The sequence below is a fragment of the Agrobacterium vaccinii genome (assembly GCF_021310995.1).
Taxonomy (GTDB): Bacteria; Pseudomonadota; Alphaproteobacteria; order Rhizobiales; family Rhizobiaceae; genus Agrobacterium; species Agrobacterium vaccinii.
Map to the genome: position 1 here is coordinate 1981318 of NZ_CP054150.1, position 20055 is coordinate 2001372.

The 20055-nt window shown below is 58.7% G+C and carries 17 protein-coding genes; 3 read left to right on the forward strand and 14 right to left on the reverse strand.

All coding sequences use genetic code 11. From position 1 onward, the window contains the following. Positions 1-39 precede the first annotated feature (39 nt). Positions 40-654, forward strand: a complete 615-nt coding sequence (locus tag HRR99_RS09925; protein WP_233121476.1) for a LysE family translocator — start codon at positions 40-42, stop codon at positions 652-654. Here HRR99_RS09925 and recN read toward each other — a convergent pair. The 7 genes from recN to HRR99_RS09960 all read right to left on the reverse strand — a co-directional run bounded on the left by recN (position 651) and on the right by HRR99_RS09960 (position 9689). Further along, positions 651-2324 carry a DNA repair protein RecN gene (recN, locus tag HRR99_RS09930; protein WP_233121478.1) on the reverse strand — a complete coding sequence of 558 codons (1674 nt, stop codon included), beginning with the start codon at positions 2322-2324 and terminating at the stop codon, positions 651-653. The two genes, HRR99_RS09925 and recN, sit on opposite strands and share 4 nt — an antisense overlap. A 16-nt stretch (positions 2325-2340) precedes the next feature. Continuing rightward, positions 2341-3207, reverse strand: coding sequence for an outer membrane protein assembly factor BamD (locus HRR99_RS09935; protein ID WP_111837963.1), 867 nt, complete (start codon positions 3205-3207; stop codon positions 2341-2343). 233 nt (positions 3208-3440) lie between these two features. Continuing rightward, positions 3441-4400, reverse strand: a complete 960-nt coding sequence (gene lpxC, locus HRR99_RS09940; protein WP_233121479.1) for a UDP-3-O-acyl-N-acetylglucosamine deacetylase — start codon at positions 4398-4400, stop codon at positions 3441-3443. Positions 4401-4675: 275 nt separating this feature from the next. Further along, positions 4676-6427, reverse strand: a complete 1752-nt coding sequence (gene ftsZ, locus HRR99_RS09945) for a cell division protein FtsZ (protein WP_111837961.1) — start codon at positions 6425-6427, stop codon at positions 4676-4678. A 90-nt stretch (positions 6428-6517) separates the two neighbouring features. Then, the gene (gene ftsA / locus HRR99_RS09950; protein WP_045228841.1) at positions 6518-7849 is read right to left on the reverse strand and encodes a cell division protein FtsA; all 1332 of its coding nucleotides are present in this window, start codon (positions 7847-7849) and stop codon (positions 6518-6520) included. Then, complete coding sequence (locus tag HRR99_RS09955) at positions 7846-8775, reverse strand: cell division protein FtsQ/DivIB (RefSeq protein WP_422387261.1); 930 nt, start codon at positions 8773-8775, stop codon at positions 7846-7848. Before HRR99_RS09955 ends, ftsA begins: the two co-directional genes overlap by 4 nt. Continuing rightward, positions 8763-9689, reverse strand: a complete 927-nt coding sequence (locus HRR99_RS09960; protein ID WP_233121481.1) for a D-alanine--D-alanine ligase — start codon at positions 9687-9689, stop codon at positions 8763-8765. The genes HRR99_RS09955 and HRR99_RS09960 overlap by 13 nt, the downstream gene beginning before the upstream one ends. Before the next feature lie 410 nt (positions 9690-10099). Between HRR99_RS09960 and HRR99_RS09965 the strand changes: the two genes are divergently transcribed. Both HRR99_RS09965 and HRR99_RS09970 read left to right on the forward strand, forming a co-directional pair. Beyond that, on the forward strand, positions 10100-10597 hold the full coding sequence (locus HRR99_RS09965; protein WP_233121483.1) for a hypothetical protein: 498 nt from the start codon (positions 10100-10102) through the stop codon (positions 10595-10597). Positions 10598-10652: 55 nt separating this feature from the next. Continuing rightward, on the forward strand, positions 10653-11957 hold the full coding sequence (locus HRR99_RS09970) for an MFS transporter (RefSeq protein WP_111837957.1): 1305 nt from the start codon (positions 10653-10655) through the stop codon (positions 11955-11957). Between the two features lie 66 nt (positions 11958-12023). Here the strand turns inward: HRR99_RS09970 and HRR99_RS09975 are convergent, their stop codons facing one another. The 7 genes from HRR99_RS09975 to mraY form a co-directional block, all read right to left on the reverse strand. Then, entirely contained in the window at positions 12024-12608 is a 585-nt protein-coding gene (locus HRR99_RS09975; protein ID WP_233121484.1) for a GGDEF domain-containing protein, read from the reverse strand. A 217-nt stretch (positions 12609-12825) separates the two neighbouring features. Further along, positions 12826-13791, reverse strand: a complete 966-nt coding sequence (gene murB, locus HRR99_RS09980; RefSeq protein WP_112498689.1) for a UDP-N-acetylmuramate dehydrogenase — start codon at positions 13789-13791, stop codon at positions 12826-12828. Then, the gene (gene murC, locus HRR99_RS09985) at positions 13788-15203 is read right to left on the reverse strand and encodes a UDP-N-acetylmuramate--L-alanine ligase (RefSeq protein ID WP_233121486.1); all 1416 of its coding nucleotides are present in this window, start codon (positions 15201-15203) and stop codon (positions 13788-13790) included. The genes murB and murC overlap by 4 nt, the downstream gene beginning before the upstream one ends. Continuing rightward, positions 15200-16339 (reverse strand): undecaprenyldiphospho-muramoylpentapeptide beta-N-acetylglucosaminyltransferase, encoded by a 1140-nt coding sequence (murG, locus tag HRR99_RS09990; protein ID WP_233121488.1) that lies wholly within the window; start codon positions 16337-16339, stop codon positions 15200-15202. Before murG ends, murC begins: the two co-directional genes overlap by 4 nt. A gap of 5 nt (positions 16340-16344) precedes the next feature. After that, entirely contained in the window at positions 16345-17499 is a 1155-nt protein-coding gene (ftsW, locus tag HRR99_RS09995; RefSeq protein ID WP_111837952.1) for a putative lipid II flippase FtsW, read from the reverse strand. 7 nt (positions 17500-17506) lie between these two features. Beyond that, complete coding sequence (gene murD, locus HRR99_RS10000) at positions 17507-18913, reverse strand: UDP-N-acetylmuramoyl-L-alanine--D-glutamate ligase (protein WP_233121489.1); 1407 nt, start codon at positions 18911-18913, stop codon at positions 17507-17509. 4 nt (positions 18914-18917) lie between these two features. Further along, on the reverse strand, positions 18918-20018 hold the full coding sequence (gene mraY / locus HRR99_RS10005) for a phospho-N-acetylmuramoyl-pentapeptide-transferase (RefSeq protein WP_112498686.1): 1101 nt from the start codon (positions 20016-20018) through the stop codon (positions 18918-18920). Positions 20019-20055: the final 37 nt, after the last annotated feature.

Sequence of the window (20055 nt, forward strand, 5' to 3'; positions counted from 1 at the left end):
ATCTGATTTCCGGGAGTGAGCAGCAACGGGGATACAACCATGGACATGACGACGCTCATCGCATTCGCCGCCGCCTTCTTCGTTTTTGCCGCCAGTCCCGGCCCTGACAATATGACCATCGTCGCTCGCACGATAACCCACGGTGCGGCATCCGGCCTTGCCTATGGCGCCGGAACCGTCGCAGGCATCCTCATCTTCCTGACGCTGGCCGCATTCGGCTTATCCATCCTTGCCGCCGAAATGGGAACGGTGATGACGGTCCTGCGATATGCGGGCGCGGCCTATCTGATCTGGATGGGCATCAAACTATGGACGGCGGAACCCGTGGTGCCGGAATTGCAAGCCGTGAAGGCGCGCGGCAACCTGTTGTCGATCTTCGCGACCGGCATGGCGCTCAACCTCGGCAATCCGAAAATGCCGCTGTTTTATGTGGCGCTGCTGCCGAACGTGGTCGGAGCCTCGCTGACGGTGGATCATCTCGCCGCGCTGGCGGGTGTCATCCTGACTGTTGAAGCCCTCGTCATCGGCGGCCATGTCGCACTCGCCGTGCGCGCCCGCACATTGCTGCGCTCTGAAAAGATCGTGCGGCGCGTCAATCGCACCGCAGGTGGCGTGATGATCGGTTCTGGGGTTGCGGTGGCGGTCAGCCGTTAATCCTGCGCCGCCAGCAGCTTTGCAGCCGCCGCCCTCGCCTCATCCGTCACCGAGGCACCGGCCAGCATGCGGGCGATTTCTTCGGTGCGGTGTTCGGGCTGCATCGTGGCAACGCGGGTCGCAATGCGTTCCGTGCCGTCGCCGGATGGTCCCTTTGAGATCAGCAAATGTGTGCCAGCGCGTGCCGCCACCTGCGGCGCGTGGGTCACCGACAGAACCTGAACGGTTTTCGAGAGGCGCTTCAACCGCTGGCCGATGGCATCCGCCACCGCACCACCGACGCCCGTGTCGATTTCGTCGAAGACCAGCGTGGGCGCCGAACCACGATCTGCCAACGCAACCTTCAGCGCCAGCAGGAAGCGCGAGAGCTCGCCACCCGACGCCACTTTCATGATCGGCCCGGGACGCGTGCCGGGGTTGGTCTGAACATGGAACTCTACGACATCGATGCCATCAGCCGAGGCAGACGCTGCATCGCTGGTCACTTCAACGGTAAAGCGCGCACGTTCCAGCTTCAGCGCCGGAAGTTCGGCCATGACAGCTTCTGACAGCGCCGAAGCGGCGTTGTGGCGTTTTTCGGAAAGCGACTGGGCGGCGCGATCGAAATCAGCCTTCACCACGCCAAGCTGCTTTTCCAACTGCCCCAGTCTTTCCTCACCGGCATCCAGATCGGCCAACTCGGCCACCATGCGCTCGGCAAGTGCGGGAAGCTCCGTGACCGGCACGGAATATTTGCGACCGGCAGCGCGCAGCGCGAACAGCCGCTCTTCGACGCGTTCCAGCTCGCGTGGATCGAATTCCGTGCGGCGAAGGGCTGCCTCGACTTCCATCTGCGCGTTCGACAGGCTGTCGAGTGCAGCATCCAGCAACTGCACCGTTTCTTCCAGCAGGCCTGGTGCTTCGTGGCTCTTGCGTTCCAGACGGCGCATCATCGACGCAATCATCGGAACTGGCGATGCGTTGCCATTGAGAAACTCGCTGGCCTCACCGATATCGCCGGCAATACGTTCGGATTTCTGCATTACGCCACGGCGCTCGGCAAGCTCGTCTTCTTCGCCATCGAGCGGCGACAACACTTCAAGCTCTTCGACAGATGCCCGCAAATAATCCGCCTCGCGGGCCGCAGCTTCCACCTTGGCGCGGTGCACTTTCAGGCCGCGCTCGGCATCTTTCCAGGTACGGTACAGCGCCTGCATGGCCACTGCTTCATCGGTCAGCCCGGCAAAGGCATCCAGCAGCGTGCGGTGGGCGTTGGTGTCCACCAGCGCACGGTCGTCATGCTGGCCGTGGATTTCCACCATGTGCAGGCCAAGCTGGCGCATCAGTTGAACGGAAACGGCCTGATCGTTGACATAGGCCTTGGTGCGGCCATCGGCGGATTGAACCCGGCGGAAAATCAGGTCGCCATCATCATCCAGCCCGTTTTCGCGCAGAAGGGCACGTGCGGGATGCTCCATGCCCACTTCAAAGGTGGCAGTCACCTGCCCCTTGTCTTCGCCGTGGCGCACAAGGCCGCCATCGCCGCGCCCACCGAGCGCCAGCGACAGACTGTCGAGAAGAATGGATTTACCGGCACCCGTTTCGCCAGTCAGCACGGAGAGGCCCGCCTCGAACCCAAGGTCGAGCCGTTCGATCAGAACGATGTCGCGGATCGATAGCTGGACCAACATGGCTTATGCTCTGTCCTCAGGCTCCCACCAGTTTTTTACCGGCGCGGGAAATCCAGGATTCCCTGTTTTCGCGAGGCGCAAGCCCCTGCCCCTTCAACAGCTTGAAGGAATCGTCGTACCACTGGCTGTCAGGATAGTTGTTGCCGAGAACAGCAGCAGCAGTCTGCGCTTCATCCGCAAGGCCCATGGCGTAATAGGCTTCGGTCAGACGGGCCAGCGCTTCTTCGATCTGGTTGGTGTTCTGGTACTGCTCAACAACGATTCGGAAGCGCGATACGGCAGCAAGATATTCCTTGCGCTCAAGATAGTAACGGCCAACCTGCATCTCGCGACCGGCAAGCTGGTCGCGTGCAAAGCGGATCTTCGCCTGCGCATCTGCGACATATTCCGAATCGGGGTAATCGTTGACCACCTTGTTCATCGCCTCGATCGTGCGCTGTGCAGCGCGCTGATCCTGCGTTACGTCGGCGATCTGCTTGGAATAGGCCAGACCGATCATGTACTGAACGTAGGCCGCATCCTTGGCACGGGGATATTGCTTGAGGAAGCGCGTGCCGGATGCAATCGCGACTTCATTCTTATTCTGGCGGGTGGCGATGAAGGTGTTCATCACCAGCGCCTTCTGGCCCCACTCAGTGAAAGGATACTGCTTGTCGATGGCCGAGAACTTGCGACCGGCTTCGGTCATGTTACCGGCATTCATGTTGGCGAGGCCCTGCTTGTAGAGCACGTCAGGCGGATCGGTTTCGACGCCGAGCTTGGTGATGTCGATGTCGGGGTCGGACTGGCAAGCTGTCACCAGTGTTCCGGCGCCAATCAGCATGAGCGATACGAGCGCTCCCCGTACCGTTCCATTCATCGCACCAGACACTACACGCTTCATTCGTTAGTTCCCACTTCCGCGTAAATACAGAACATCGGCTTTTCCTGTGGCGTTTCTAGCCATAAAAGCGTCCGCAGGGCAACGCAATGATGACGCAATAACGCATTTTTATGGCATGGCACGTCGTAGCCGATGTTTATCTGAAGGCTTGCATCGCCATTTTACTGTGTTTTTCGGTCGCGATACAAAAAAGCCGCCCACACGGACGGCTTTTTATTTTTTGTGTCTATAACTCACGCCGACCAGGGCGCAAACTCGGACTGCTGGATGGCAACGAATTCCCGTGCGCGAACCACCGGGCTGCGAGCGCCGGGAGCCTCGACGATTTCATAGGCAGACGAATCGTTTAGCAGCGCCTTCAAAGCATTGGCATTGACCTTGTGGCCACCGCGATAGGAACGGTAGCAGCCGATGAACTGCGTGCCTGCCAGGGCCAGATCGCCCACGGCGTCCAGCGTCTTGTGGCGGACGAATTCGTCCTTCTCGTAACGCAGGCCTTCCATGTTGATCACAGTGTTGTCGTCGGAAATGACGACGGAATTTTCAAGCGAGGAACCCAGCGCATAACCAGCGGCCCACAGACGCTCGACATCACGCATGAAGCCGAATGTGCGGGCGCGCGACAGTTCGTTCTTGAATGTATCGGGCGTCAGGTCGCCCTTCCAGATCTGGCGACCAATCAGCGGCGTATCGAAATCGATTTCGACTTCGAAGCGCGTGCCATCATACGGGCGGAACTCGGCCCATGAAGCACCGGCCTCGATGCGCACAGGCTTCACGATGCGGATATAGCGGCGCTTTACGCCGAGGTTCTCGATGCCGACTGATTCGATGGCTTCGATGAAAGGCATAGAGCTGCCATCCATGATCGGCACTTCAGGACCGTCGACTTCAACGATGAGGTTGTCGATGCCCATGGCGTAGATACCGGCCATGACGTGTTCAACTGTCGCGACGGATTGCGTGGCCGAGCGACCGATGACGGTGCACAGGTCGGTGTTGCCCACATTGGCGGAAACGGCCTTGACCTCAACGGAGGTGCCATTGTCGAACTGGCGGCTGAAAACGATGCCCGTGCCCGCTTCCGCAGGCTGGAATGTCATGGATACCGGGTTGCCTGAATGCACGCCAATGCCCTTGAGCTGAACGGGGTTGGCGATCGTTGTCTGGAAACCGAGCAGTCCGATGGTCATGCGAGTCTTGCCTTTTCATGTGAACCAGCCTGCTAACCCGGCATGGCCCAAATTTCAACCGAGGGGAATAATCATCGGAGAAACCGCGTTATATTCTCGTCTCATCGTCATACATACGCACAGTGGGTGCCTATCTCAAATCACTGTTGATTTCGCTTTGTAACAGACCCAAATCTTTGAAAAAGCTAATCTAAAACCGCGCAATCACAGCCTTATAAGACAACAATACCCGGGTCTTTGGGACCCGGGTATTGGCATTGCAGAGAATCGGCAGATCAGTTGGACTGGCGGCGAAGGAACGCCGGAATCTCAAGCTGGTCGTCCTCGTGCTGGCTGGCAGACGAAGGCGTCTGACGGCCATGATCGTCCAGATTGCCACGGCGCGGTGCGTAGAGGCTGGCCTCCTGCGACAGCGGGCGACGCTGCTGGTTGGCCAGGCTTGGCGCGTCCATCATGTCGGATGGAACGGCTTCTTCCTCTTCGCGGCGACCGAGCGAATTGGTGATCCGCTTCAGAAGGCCCATCGGGCCACGCTCTTCAGGAACAGCCGATGCCGGGTGGGCGCGGTGATCCATCTCAGCCTTGACGACTGGAGGGAAGTCCTCGACCTTCGGCATGCGGACCGGCTCTGGGGCGCGGGCGACAGGGGCTGGCTCGTGATAAACCGGTGCCGGTGCCTGCTGCATGCGGGGTGCAGGTGCTGCCACCTGTTCCGCCGCATGGTAAGCAGGCACTGGTGCGGTGTGCACTGGTGCTGCGGGGCGAGCAGCAACCGGTGCTTCCGCTGGAGCGGCTGCGAACAGCTTGCTCTGAGGGCGGAATTCGGCTTCTGCCTGGGCCTGACGGAGACGCTGTTCAGCGGCCGCCAGTGCCAGTTCCCGTTCCATTTCGGCATCGCGAATGGTCTGGGCGATTGGGTCTACGGTCGTCTTTGGTGCCTGCATGACTGGGGCAGGCTGCACTGCGGCCGGAGCAGAAGCAACGGCCGCGGAAGGACGGATAAGCGGCTTTGCAGCAGCAGCCTGGCGAAGCTCTTCGGCGTTGCGTTCCATCTGGCCAGGAACGCGGTCGATGCCGGTGGCAACGACGGATACGCGAATGAGACCTTCCAGAGCTTCGTCGAATGTCGCGCCGAGGATGATGTTTGCGTCTGGATCGACTTCTTCGCGAATACGGGTCGCAGCTTCGTCGACTTCGAACAGGGTCATGTCGCGACCACCGGTGATGGAGATCAGGAGGCCCTGTGCACCCTTCATCGATGTTTCGTCGAGCAATGGGTTGGCAATCGCCGCTTCCGCAGCCTGCATGGCACGGCCCTGGCCGGAAGCCTCGCCGGTACCCATCATCGCACGGCCCATTTCGCGCATGACTGAGCGAACGTCGGCGAAGTCGAGGTTGATAAGACCTTCCTTCACCATCAGGTCGGTAATGCAGGCAACGCCGGAGTAGAGAACCTGGTCGGCCATCGCAAATGCGTCAGCAAACGTGGTCTTGTCGTTGGCAATACGGAACAGGTTCTGGTTTGGAATGACGATCAGCGTATCGACGGACTTCTGCAGTTCCTCGATGCCCTGTTCGGCCAGACGCATACGGCGACCGCCTTCGAAGTGGAAAGGCTTTGTCACGACGCCAACCGTCAGAATGCCCTTGTTACGGGCAGCCTGTGCCACGACGGGTGCAGCACCTGTACCGGTACCACCGCCCATGCCGGCAGTGACGAAGCACATGTGCGTGCCGTTCAGGTGGTCGATGATTTCATCGATGCACTCTTCGGCAGCAGCGCGGCCGACTTCCGGCTGCGAACCCGCGCCCAGACCTTCGGTAACGTTGACACCGAGCTGGATAACCCGGTCGGCCTTCGTCATCGTCAGAGCCTGTGCATCCGTGTTGGCAACGACGAAGTCGACGCCCTGAAGGCCAGCCGTGATCATGTTGTTCACAGCGTTACCGCCGCCACCTCCAACGCCGAAAACGGTGATGCGTGGCTTCAGCTCGGTGATATCCGGCTTTTGCAGCTGTATCGTCATTTTAACATTCCTTCTTTCTCTGGCCGCATCGCCCCGCAGGCCAATTCTTAATCAACTCACTCAGTCCCCTGCCCGATGGGCAGACAGAGGTCAGAAACTTTCCTTCAGCCATTGCCCTACGCGGGCTATCCGGCCACTACCTGTTCCGAACGGCGAGAACATTCCGTTCTGCGCCGCATGGATTTCGATGTCCGCGATCTGCGGATAAATCATCAGCCCGCAGGCTGTGGAAAAGGCCGGGCCTTTGGCCGCGACCGGCAGGCCGGACACGCCCATGGGGCGGCCGATGCGAACGTTGCGGGCCAGAATGCGCCGCGCCGTTTCCGGCAGGCCGGTCAACTGGCTGGCTCCTCCGGTCAGAACCACGCGCTTGCCAACAATCGGGGAAAAACCCGATTTCTGGATGCGGTCGCGAATCAATTCCAATGTCTCTTCGATGCGGGCCCGAACGATGCGGCTGACGAGAGCACGAGATACCTGCGAAGGCTGGTCGCGGTCGTCTTCGCCAATCGGCGGAACGGCAATCATGTCGCGGTCGTCGGAACCGTTGGCCAGCGCCGAACCGTGAACGACCTTCAGGCGCTCCGCATCTTCGATACGGGTCGACAGGCCACGGGCCAGATCGGTGGTGACGTGGTGTCCGCCGAGACCGATGGCATCGGTGTGAACCAGACGGCCCTCGGCAAAAACCGAAATCGTCGTCGTGCCGCCGCCCATGTCGATGGCCGCACAGCCAAGTTCGACTTCATCATCCACCAGAGCTGCAAGGCCGCTGGCATAAGGTGTCGCAACAATGCCTTCGACCGACAGGTGAGCGCGGTTGATGCAAAGCTCCAGATTTTTCAGCGCCGTGCGTTCAGCCGTGACCACATGCATGTCCACGCCCAGCATATCGCCATACATGGACAGTGGATCGCGAATGCCGCGTTCACCATCCAGCGAGTAGCCGGTTGGCAGCGAGTGCAGGATCGCGCGGTCCTGGCGCAGAGACTGCTGGCTGGCAGCAATCAGAACCTTGCGCAAATCGCCCGATTCGACTTCCTGCCCGCCCAGATCAATGCTGGCGGTGTAGATGTCGCTGGCGATACGGCCTGCGGAAACATTGACGATCAGGCTATCGACGGTGAGGCCTGCCATGCGCTCGGCGGCATCGACAGCCAGACGAATGACGCCTTCCAGCGCATCCAGATCGGCAATGACGCCGGATTTCACGCCGCGCGAACGCTGGTGACCGATGCCGATGACTTCGACCTTATGCGTGCGACCCGGCAGCACTTCGGTTTCCTCACGCGGTGTGAGACGACCGATCATGCACACGACCTTGGTGGAACCGATATCAAGAACCGAAACCACATGGCTGCGCTTGGAAGACAGAGGCTTCAAGCGCGGGAGACCGAAATGGGAAGAACCAAAAAAGCTCATGTGTTCTTCTCCGCCAACTTGATCGCCTTGGTGCGTGCTTCGACAGCCTTCTGGCGACGCTCGGCTGCACCTTCGGTCAGCTGCACGGTCGTGCGGTCCGAAAGGCGCAGATCGACGGCAGCCACGTCACGGGAAAGAACCTTTTCTTCCATGTCCATACGCGACAGCAATTGCAGGGCCTTCGGAACATTCTCTTCCGGCAGCTTGACGACGATGCCGTTATCCAGATGCAGGTCCCAGCGACGTCCGGCAATGCGAACATAGGCGCGAACGCGGTTGCGAATTTCCGGCCAGTCGGCCAGCTCATCCACGAAGCTGGCAGCACCCGTTTCGGCATCACGGCCGACGAACAGCGGCAGACCGGCGTATTTGTTGTCCCGCAACGGCGCGATCACGCTGCCGCTCTTTTCGATCAACGAAAGCTCCGTGCCGTGCTGCCAGATACCAAAGGCCTGACGTTCCTTCAGACGCACTTCGATGGTCTTGGGATAAATCTTGCGGACGTCGACATCTTCGACCCACGGCAATTCTGTCAGCTTTTTGCGGGCTGCGTTTACATCAAGCGCGATCAGCGATGTCGCGCCATCAAGGCCGAGCAGCTGGAAAATGTCGATTTCGGACGTCTGGATGTTGCCGGAAACCTTTACGTCCTCGATGGCAAAGCCGGCAGCCGATGTCGTGGCCTGCGCAACGACATTGGTGTGGCCACCCAGCGACATGCCGTAAAGGCCAATTGCCGAGAAGAATGCCAGCGTTGCCAGCGAGCCGGTATGCGCGGGAATGTGGATGCGTCCGGTGGCCAGCGACACGCCGAAGCGAAAGCCCTTACGCAACGGACGTGGCAAAACCATGCGTTCATCGGCTGCTGCCGAAGCGAATTGCTCGCGCTTTTTTTGTCCCGACTTTTTGCGGTTTATCGCGAACACGAAGCGTCCTCCACCATCCAACGGACAAGCTCGCCAAACGAGCGGCCCGCATGAGCTGCCATTTCGGGCACGAGGGAGGTCGGCGTCATACCGGGCTGAGTGTTGACCTCAAGCCAGATAATCTCGCCATCTTCTGAGAAACGGTCGTCGTAACGAAAGTCCGAACGGCTTACGCCACGGCAGCCAATCACCTGATGCGCCATAACCGCCAATGATTGGATTTTTTGGTAAATTTTTGGTGAAATTTCTGCAGGAATGACATGCTTTGAGCCACCCTTCACATATTTCGCATCGTAATCGTAAAATGTGTGACCGAGTGGCACCACCTCTGTGACGCCCATCGCCTCGCCATTCATCACGCCGCAGGTGAACTCGCGACCATGAATGTAGCGCTCGACCATGACCTCATCGCCATAGCGCCATTCCGACGAACCGATGATTTGCGGAGGATGCGACTGATCTTCCTGCACCATGACCACGCCGAAGCTCGAACCTTCGCGCACGGGCTTTACGACATAGGGCGGTGCCAGCGGATGCTGGTTACCGATATCGAAACGGCTCATCAGCTTTTCCGGCGCAACAGGAATACCCGCAGCAGCAGCAACCTTCTTGGCCTGCGACTTGTTCATGGCAAGCGACGACGCCAGCACGCCCGAATGCGTGTAGGGAATTTCGAGATATTCGAGGATGCCCTGAATGGTGCCGTCTTCACCGTAGGGACCGTGGAGCGCGTTAAAGGCAACGTCGGGGCGCAACTTCGAAAGCGTCGCAGCGATATCACGGTCCACGTCGACACGTGTAACCTTGAAGCCCTCGCCTTCCAAGGCGGATGCGCAAGCCTCTCCCGTCGAGAGGCTGACTGGCCGCTCGGAAGAAAACCCACCCATAAGAACAGCGATATGTTTGCCGCTCATGACAACCTCTGACACCAAAAACACCTGACCAAGATAACCGGACCAGAAACCTGCTCCGCGATTCTCTCGCCCGCTCCGTGGCAAACACTTAAGCGCCATTAAGGTTAATGAAGTGTTTACTTTCGTTAGCCGAAACGACCAGCGACGCGATTTTTCTTAAAGAATCACATCAACCCCGGATTCCCTCCTTGGAATCAGAGAGTTGGCGCCAATGCAAGATTCAGAATTTCAACGGGATGAAATAAAATCGTTGCGCGAACGAGAGATCACAGCCGGGAAAGCAAGATCGATTCGTTAAGATCCGCCGCTTTTCCCCAGCCATTTTTGACAATTGCCGATGCGTTTACCGCGGGCTTTTGTACCTACCTCCTACTTCATTCTATGATCACGCCGAACGGAGGCACGCCTAAATGAGAGAGAATTCAATATGGCACAGCATTGCCGGTGGCAGGGAGATGCTGGACTGGTTTGGTGGCACCCATAAATTTCACGATGCGCTCTTGCAGGAACTTGTCATAAGGGCAGACAGCACGGGTTCGTTGCGGCTCAACACGTCGATCCTCACAGATGCGGTCGATGAAAATGGCTTTCTTATTTCTGAAAAGCATGCGGACGTAATCCTCAATCTGGGTGGCATTCACACCGTCAACCTGACTGACCTGGATATGATGCCCGGTATCATTTTAATGCTGGACATCATCCAAACCGACTCGCTCTTCAAAATCGAATGGTCCGCCAGCTATGGCGTAAACGGTCATATCATTGCCGGCACCTCGATTTTTCGCTCACGCCAAAACCCGCCGAACCACACATCACATGAAGCAAAACGACGCACGAACACCGATAATCGTCCATTTTTTCCAGAATATTGCGTTTTAACCGTTTCAAAGGATCGAAAATTGCGTTAACGCAACCTCACCCCGGTAAAGGGTCATAAGTGTTACTTAACAATGGAAAAATCCCATGTCCGACGCGATATCCAAGGTATCGCCGACCGCTGACGCTTCGAACGATGTAAAGACAAATTCGCCTGCACGAGTTCTTACTGCCAGCGTGGTCGGCACGACCATCGAGTTCTTCGACTTCTACGTTTATGCGACCGCAGCAGTGCTCGTGTTCCCAACGTTGTTCTTCCCCAACAACGACCCGATGACGGCGCTTCTGGCCTCTTTCGCCACGTTCTCCATCGCTTTCTTCGCCCGTCCGCTGGGTGCCGTGGTCTTCGGCCATTACGGCGACCGCGTGGGCCGCAAGACGACGCTCGTTGCTGCGCTTCTGACAATGGGTGTCTCCACCGTCATCATCGGCCTGTTGCCATCCTATGAAACAGCTGGCGTTCTGGCACCGCTGCTTCTGGCGCTGTGCCGTTTCGGTCAGGGCTTTGGCCTTGGTGGTGAATGGGGTGGCGCCGTGCTTCTGGCAACGGAAAACGCCCCTCCCGGCAAGCGCAGCTGGTACGGCATGTTCCCGCAGCTCGGCGCTCCACTCGGCCTCTTCCTTTCCTCCGGCGTCTTCTGGCTGCTGCTTCACCTGATGTCGCAGGAAGCCTTGCTCAGCTGGGGCTGGCGCATTCCCTTCGTCGCGTCGATCATCCTTATCGCCGTTGGCCTGTGGGTGCGTCTATCGATCACCGAAACGCCTGCCTTCCAGAAGGCTATCGACAAGGAAGAGCGCGTCGCCGTTCCCGTGGCCGAACTCTTCCGCCATCACAAGCGCAGCCTGCTGCTCGGCACATTCGTGGCGCTGGCAACCTTCGTGCTGTTCTATATCGGCACGGCCTATCTGCTGTCCTACAACGTCAAGGTTCTGAAAATTCCGTTCCTCGACGCGCTGGAAGTTCAGCTCGTCAGCTCCGTCGTCTTCGGCATCTTCATTCCCATCGCCGGAAAGCTGGCCGAACGCTTCGGTCGTCGCGAAGTCCTGATTGCCACGACCGTGTTGATCGGTGCCTTCTCGTTCCTCCTGCCCGGCCTGATGACCGGCGGCGAAGGCTCGATCTTCCTCTTCGCAGCACTCGCCATGGCACTGATGGGCATGACCTACGGCCTCATCGGCACGGCACTCGCAGCCCCCTTCCCGACGACGGTTCGCTACACGGGCTCGTCCATCACCTTCAACATGGCCGGCATCTTCGGCGCATCGCTGGCGCCCTACATCGCCACATGGCTGCAGGTGAATTACGGCATGGGCTACGTCGGCTACTATCTCTGCGTCGCCGCGCTGATCACTCTGTTGTGCATCATGCTGTCGCGCAAAGACGAAGTCTAAGCCGTCATCTTCACGTTGAGATCGAAACAGCCGGATCAATCATCCGGCTGTTTTCGTTTGTAGAGATCACCCTGCAAGACTTTGTTCGTCGACGACAACATGATTGCGTCCAGATTGTTTCGCCCTGTAGAGCGCAACATCGGCACGGTGCATGACGTTCTCGAACAGCTCATCATCTCTGGGCATCGAGATACCAATCGAAATCGTGACATTGATGGAAACGCTCTCGGCCACAAAAGGCTGGGCCTCAACCGACTGTCGGCAACCCTCGCAATACGCAGAGAAATCGGCGAGCGGAATGTTTGACGTCGCAACCACAAACTCCTCACCGCCGAGCCTGCTCAAAAGCGAAGATGCCGGAAACGCCTCCGCGATGCGCCGTGCAATGCCGGATATCACTGCATCTCCAGCGGCATGACCGTAATTGTCATTAATCGACTTGAAGTGATCGATGTCGAAGAACGCCAGACAATAGTCCTCGTCCAGATGCTTTGCATCGGCATGCAGCCCCGCCCGGTTCCGCAGACCTGTCAGACCATCCGTATGGCTGAGATGTTTGTAGCGCTCATGGGAAATGGAAAGACATTTCACCTGCTTGGCGATGATATGCGACAGCACGAACGAGATCGGAAACGTGATGAAAACGGTCAAAGTGCTGCCAACCCATAAAGCTGTCTTGGGGTTGGGAACAAATCCTAGGACAATCAACGTGCTGAGTGCGGTTACGTTGAGGACAAGAGCGATCAACGTAACCGTTATTGAGAAAGCAGATGCAAAACGCAGCGGCTGGAGTGTAGTGCGATCTTCGGACGTGGCTAGACGAAACAAAAGCGGGGGCAACAGATAACTGCCCGGCATCGTTTCATTGTCAGCTACCAAGGAACGCCTCTACTTCTCTCCCCGGCATGAAAAGGCCGAGGCGCTTGATTTCCCACTCCAGGCGAATGCCTGCATGTTCGAACACGCGCTTGCGCACCGCTTCACCCAGATATTCCAGATCGTAGCCGGTCGCGTGACCGGTGTTGATCATGAAATTGCAATGCAGCGATGACATTTGCGCGCCGCCGATGACCATGCCGCGACCACCCGCCTCATCGATGAGGCTCCAGGCCGAATGTCCTTCGGGGTTCTTGAACGTTGAGCCGCCAGTCTGCTCGCGGATCGGCTGAACCGTTTCGCGATGGTGGCGAACGGCGTCCATGTCAGCGCGGATTTTCGCCCGGTCTTCCGGGTGGCCTTCGAACAGGGCACCTGTGAAAATCAGATCCTTGGATGCTTCGGAGTGGCGATAGCTGTAGCCCATATCCGCATTGGACAGGGTGTGCTGATTGCCCTGACGGTCCACGGCGTAAACCTCGACGACACGATCCTTCGTCTCGCCGCCATTGGCACCGGCGTTCATGCGCAGCGCGCCGCCGATGGAGCCGGGAATGCCGTAGTAGAAATGGAAACCGCCGATGCCGTTATCCATCGCCATGGCTGCAATGTGCTTATCCGGGCAGATCGCACCCGCCTTGATGCGGTTTTCGCCTGCCAGTTCCACCTGGCCGAAGCCTTTGGCGGACAGACGAACGACGACGCCGGGAATGCCGCCATCACGGACCAGCAGGTTGGAGCCGACGCCGACAACCGTCAGCGGAACGTCTTCCGGCAGGATTTTGAGGAAAGCGATGAGGTCATCCACGTCATGGGGCTGGAACATCAGTTCCGCCAGACCACCTGCCCTGAACCACGTTACGCGATCCATCGGCGAATCCGGCGTCAAACGTCCTCTGAGTTCCTTTACTCCGTCGCCGAGTCTCTCCAGCAACTTTACCCCATCCACCTGTCTCATGCAGACTTTCCTGAAATGCTATCCAATTCTGAGGGCAGCACTGCCGCCCACTGCGTAATATTACCAGCTCCCAAAAGAACCACGAAATCACCAGGTTTCGCAATGCCTGCAACTGTCTTTGCCAGATCGTCGCGGGAAGAGAGGTGGCGCGCATCGCGATGGCCCGCAGCTCTGGTGGCTGAAACGAGCGTCTCGGAGTTCACACCCTCTATGGCATCTTCGCCCGCCGGATAGACCGGAGCAAGAAGAATTGTGTCGGCATCGTTGAAACAATGCGCAAAATCTTCAAACAGGCTGGAAAGGCGCGAATAACGGTGCGGCTGGTGCACGGCGATGATGCGACCGCTACATGCTTCACGCGCGGCCTTCAACACGGCCTTGATCTCGACAGGGTGATGGCCGTAATCGTCGAAGACCTGCACGCCGTTGGACTCACCCGTCAGCGTGAAACGGCGCTTGACACCGCCGAAAGAGGCCAGCCCCTTCTTGATGTCTTCGACAGAAATTCCCAGACGGTTGGCGACCGCAATAGCCGCCGTCGCATTCGAAACGTTGTGACGGCCGGGCATCGGCAGCACGAGATCGGTGAAAGTGAAAATCTTGCCCGTGCGGCGACGGCGGATTTCGACGTCGAAAATCGACTTGGTCCCGTCGATACGGACATTGGAGAAGCGCACATCGGCCTGCGGGTTTTCCCCGTAAGTGATGACCTTGCGGTCTTCGATCTTGCCCACCAGCGTCTGCACTTCGGGATGGTCGATGCACAACACACCGAAGCCATAGAAGGGCACGTTTTCCACGAACTGGCGGAATGCGGCCCGCACGGCGTCGAAATTGCCGTAATGGTCCAGATGCTCAGGGTCGATATTGGTGATGACGGCGACATCGGCGGGCAGTTTCAGGAAGGTGCCGTCCGATTCGTCGGCCTCCACCACCATCCACTCGCCCTCACCCATGCGGGCATTGGTGCCGTAAGCGTTGATGATGCCGCCATTGATGACGGTCGGGTCGAGATTGCCTGCTTCCAGCAGCGTAGCGACCATAGAGGTCGTCGTCGTCTTGCCGTGCGTGCCGCCAATGGCGATGGCATTACGGAAGCGCATCAGTTCGGCCAGCATTTCGGCGCGCCGAACGATCGGCAGGTGCTTTTCGCGCGCCGCTGCCAGTTCCGGGTTGTTCTTCTTGATCGCGGTGGACACCACGACCACCTCTGCATCGCCGAGGTTTTCCGCAGCCTGTCCGACAAAGACTTCGATGCCCTTGTCACGCAGACGCTGCACATTGGCGCTGTCTGCCTGATCGGAACCCTGCACGCGGTGACCGAGATTGTGAAGCACCTCGGCAATGCCGCTCATGCCGATGCCGCCGATTCCGATGAAATGGACAAGACCTATGGCTTTCGGCATCTTCATGGATGCACTCCTTCTTTATTTTTTGCTTTAAATTGCTGAACGGACTGACCAGCCGCAATCGCTTCCACCAGATCGGCCAGACGCTGCGCCGCATCCGGCTTGCCGGTCGCTTTCGCAGCCGCCGCCGTGTTGGCCAGACGATCAGGATCGTTCATGGCATCGCTCAGCAGCGATGACAGCTTTTGCGGAGACAGTTCGGACTGTTTGATAACGCTTGCACCACCCGCAGCAGAAAGCGCTGCGGCATTGGCCGCCTGGTCATGATCCAGCGCATGCGGATAAGGCACCAGAACGGATGGACGCCCGATGACGGAAAGCTCCGACACCGTGGAAGCACCCGAACGGCTGATGACGAGATTGGCACCCGCGATCCTCTCTGCCATGTCGCCAAAGAACGGCGAAACGTCCGCCTTCACACCCAGCTTGGCATAGGAGGCAATGACGCTATCCTTGTCTTCCGGGCGCGCCTGTTGTGTCAACGAAATGCGAGAACGCATCTCGTTCGGCATCAGGCAGATGGCGGCGGGCACGGCGCCGGAAAAGAACTGCGCGCCCTGACTTCCACCGAACACGACGAGCTGGAACGGCTCACCGGCCCCAGACGGCGCGTAAGCAATGTCGGCAGCCGTCAGCACGGCGGGACGAACGGGGTTGCCGGTCGTCACGGTCTTGTCGGCATAATCGCCCTTGTTTTCCGGCAGGAAGCCACCGGCGATCGCTTTGACGCGCTTGGCCAGCGCCTTATTGGCACGGCCCATTACGGCGTTCTGCTCATGGATAATCGACGGCACACCGAGGCCAGTGGAAGCCAGCAGCGGCGGCACGGTGGGGTAGCCACCGAAACCGACAACGGCCACCGGCTTCAGCTTGGTTACGAGACGGCGGGCGGCGCGAAGGCCGGTCCATAGTTTCAGCAGCGCCTTGGCAACGGAGATAGGGTTCTTGGAGCCGATGGTGGCGGAGGGTACGACGTGAATTTCATCGGCGGGAAATTTGCCTGCGTAGCGTTCGGCACGGCTGTCGGTCACCAGATGCACGGCGTAACCGCGCGCCTTCAACTCGTATGCCAGCGCCTCTGCCGGAAACACATGGCCGCCGGTTCCCCCGGCGGCTAGCAGAACGATGCCTTTGCTCATACTCTTTACTCCGCAGGAAGGCCTGCATTGACCCGGAAGAAACTGCGCTCCTGCGCACGTTTTTCAGGGCGGTGGCGTGTCAGCGCCAGAAGAAAACCAGCCGTCACGCAAATCGCCATCATGGACGAGCCACCATAGGAAATCAGCGGCAGCGTCATGCCCTTGGCAGGCATCAGTTCCAGATTGACGCCGATATTGATCATCGACTGCATGCCGATTTGCAGCACGAGACCGGCCACCGCGAAGCGGACGAAATCGTCCTTTTCCTTGAAGGCGTGGCTGAGGCCGCGCAGCACGATGAAGGCGAAAATCATGACCAGCAGCATGCAGAACAGGATGCCGAACTCTTCCGCCGCAACGGAAAAGATGAAGTCCGTATGGCTATCGGGAATGATGCGCTTGACGATGCCTTCGCCCGGCCCCTGACCGAACCAGTTGCCGCGAATGATGGCTTCGCGGGCGGTATCGACCTGAAACGTATCGCCCTCGCCCGTCCAGAACCGGTCGATACGACCTGCAACGTGCGGCAGCATCAGATAGGCAGTGATGATGCCACCGACGCCAAGGCCACCCAGCATGATGATCCAGAACCACGGCACACCGGCCATGAAGAACATGCCGCCCCAGACGACGGAGGTCAGAATGGTCTGGCCGAAGTCCGGCTGCGCGATCAAAAGCGCGGCGACGATGCCGAAGGTGATGATGGCAAAGAGATTGCCGGGAATTTCAGGATGGCGCGCACGCTCGGCAAACAGCCAGGCACAGACGATGACGAAGGCAGGCTTCATGAATTCTGAAGGCTGAATGGAGAACGAACCGATGGAAATCCAGCGGCGCGCGCCCTTCACTTCGATACCGAAGAACAGCGCAAAGATCATCATCAGCAGCGCGGCAATCAGCATGATCACGGCCACGCGGCGCACCTGCCGCGGCGTCAGAAACGACAGGCCCACCATAATGGCCAGCGATGGCACCATGAACATGGCCTGACGCTCGACAAAGAAGAAGCTGTTGAGGCCGATACGCTCGGCAACCGCAGGTGACGCCGCAAAAGATAGCATCAGCCCGATGCCCATCAGCGCGATGAAGGCCGCGAGGAAGAAACGGTCGATGGTCCAGAACCATTCCGCGACCGGTCCACGGTCGATACGGCTTACCATTTCATCACTACTCCTTTTCCGAGCCAACCAACATCGTCACGCCAGTCAGTGCTGCAACATGGCCAACGAACGAATCACCACGTATTTCGAAGTTCTTATATTGATCGAAGCTTGCGCAAGCCGGTGATAGCATCACGACATTGCCGTCGCGACCATCCTTCTGCGCGTCCATTGCGGCATGTTCGACAGCCTTGTCGAGCGTACCGGAGATTTCGTAAGGCACCGCCTCACCCAAGGTCGATGCAAACTCAGCCGCCGCCTCGCCGATCAGATAGGCCTTGGCAATATGGGAAAACAGCGGCGAAAGACTGGATATGCCACCCGCTTTCGGCAGGCCACCGGCAATCCAGTAGATACGGTCATAGCTGGAAAGTGCCGGTGCTGCGGCATCGGCATTGGTCGCCTTGCTGTCATTCACGAAGGTCACATTGCCACGACGGCCCACCGGCTGCATGCGGTGCTTGAGCCCGGGGAAGGAGCTGAGCCCGGCCCGCACCTCATCCTCCGAAATGCCGACAGCAAGGCAAGCCGCAATCGCTGCCGCCGCGTTCTGAGCATTGTGGCTACCGCGCAGCGTCTGGATGCCATCGAGATCAACGAGCAGCGACGACGTGCCACCCTGCGCCTTCATAATGCGGCTACCCTCGGCATAGAGACCATCGGCCACGACGTTGCGCTTGGAGATGCGCAGCACGGTCACACCGGCGCGCTCGATGCGGTCGGCAATCAGCGTGCAATAGCTGTCGTCAACACCAACGACGGCCGTATCGCTGCCTGCAACCAGCCGCTCCTTGATATCGGCATAATGCTGCATCGTTCCATGACGGTCGAGATGATCAGGCGTCAGGTTGAGCAGAATGCCAGCGGTCGGGTTCAGCGTCGGCGCGAGGTCGATCTGGTAAGACGAGCACTCGACCACGTAAAAGCGTTGCGCCTTCGGCGGTTCGAGGCTGAGTACAGCCGTGCCGATGTTGCCGCCTAACTGTGTATCGCGACCGGAGGCTTTCAGAATATGTGCGATCAGCGCCGTCGTGGTGGATTTGCCGTTGGTGCCGGTAATGGCGATAAAGGAGCTATTCGGCGCGTGCGCACGGCGTTCGCGCACGAAAAGCTCGATATCGCCGATCACCTCTACACCGGCGGCCTTCGCCAGATCGACGGACCAATGCGGCTTTGGATGCGTCAGTGGCACGCCGGGTGCCAGAACGAAAGCGGCAAGCTTCGACCAATCGAGCGTGCGCAAATCCGCCGTTGGAATGCCCTCGGCACTCGCCTTGGCCACACTGTCAGGATTGTCATCAAATGCCGTCACGTCGGCACCACCGGCAACCAGTGCCTTGGCAGTGACCAGACCAGAGCCGCCAAGCCCGAACAGCGCGACCTTTTTTCCGGCAAGTGAGGTGACAGGGATCATGCCGTTACCTCAACTTCAGCGTTGCGAGGCCGAGCATGGCCAGACCAACGGAAATGATCCAGAAGCGAATGACAACCTGGCTTTCCGTCCAGCCCTTCTTTTCGAAATGGTGGTGGATCGGCGCCATCAGGAAGACGCGTTTGCCGGTGCGCTTGAACCAGAACACCTGAATGATGACCGACAGCGTTTCCATGACGAACAGGCCACCAACGATGATCATGACGAGCTCGTGCTTGATCGCAACCGCGATGGAGCCGATGAGGCCGCCCAGCGCGAGCGAACCCGTATCACCCATGAAGATAGCGGCTGGCGGTGCGTTGAACCACAGAAAGCCGAGCCCCGCCCCGATAACCGCGCCAACGATGACCGCAAGTTCACCCGTTCCGGGCACGAAATTGATCTGGAGGTAATTGGCGAAAATCGCGTTTCCGACCAGATAGGAAATGATGCCGAAGGTCGCAGCAGCAATCATCACAGGCACGATGGCAAGACCATCGAGACCATCTGTCAGGTTCACCGCGTTACCCGCACCGACGATGACGAAAGCGCCGAACAGCACGAAGAAATAACCGAGGTCGATCACGAATTCCTTGAAGAACGGAAAGGCGATCGAACTTCCAAGCGTCCCGCCATGCGGCGCCGTTGCCAGTGCGACCTCCATCATGAAGAACACGGCAATCGCGGCAATGACGAACTCGATGCCGAGACGGGCCTTGCCGGAAAAGCCCTTGTCGCTCTGCTTGGTGACTTTCAGATAATCGTCGTAAAAGCCGATGGCACCGAAGCCGAGCGTTACCATCAGTACCGAGACGACGTAAACGTTGGACAGATCACCCCACAACAATGAACCGCCAAGGATACCCGCCAGGATCATCAACCCGCCCATGGTCGGCGTACCGGCCTTTTTGAAATGCGTCTGTGGACCATCGGCGCGGATCGGCTGACCCTTGCCCTGGCGAATGCGCAGCGAATTGATGATGGCAGGACCGAACAGGAAGACGATCAGCGCGGAGGTGAACAATGCAGCACCGGCCCGGAACGTAATGTACCGGAACAGATTGAAGACTTGAACTTTGTCCGACAGTTCAACGAGCCAGATCAGCATGTGTGCCCTTTCGAAAGGCGATCAAAGCAGCGGGCGT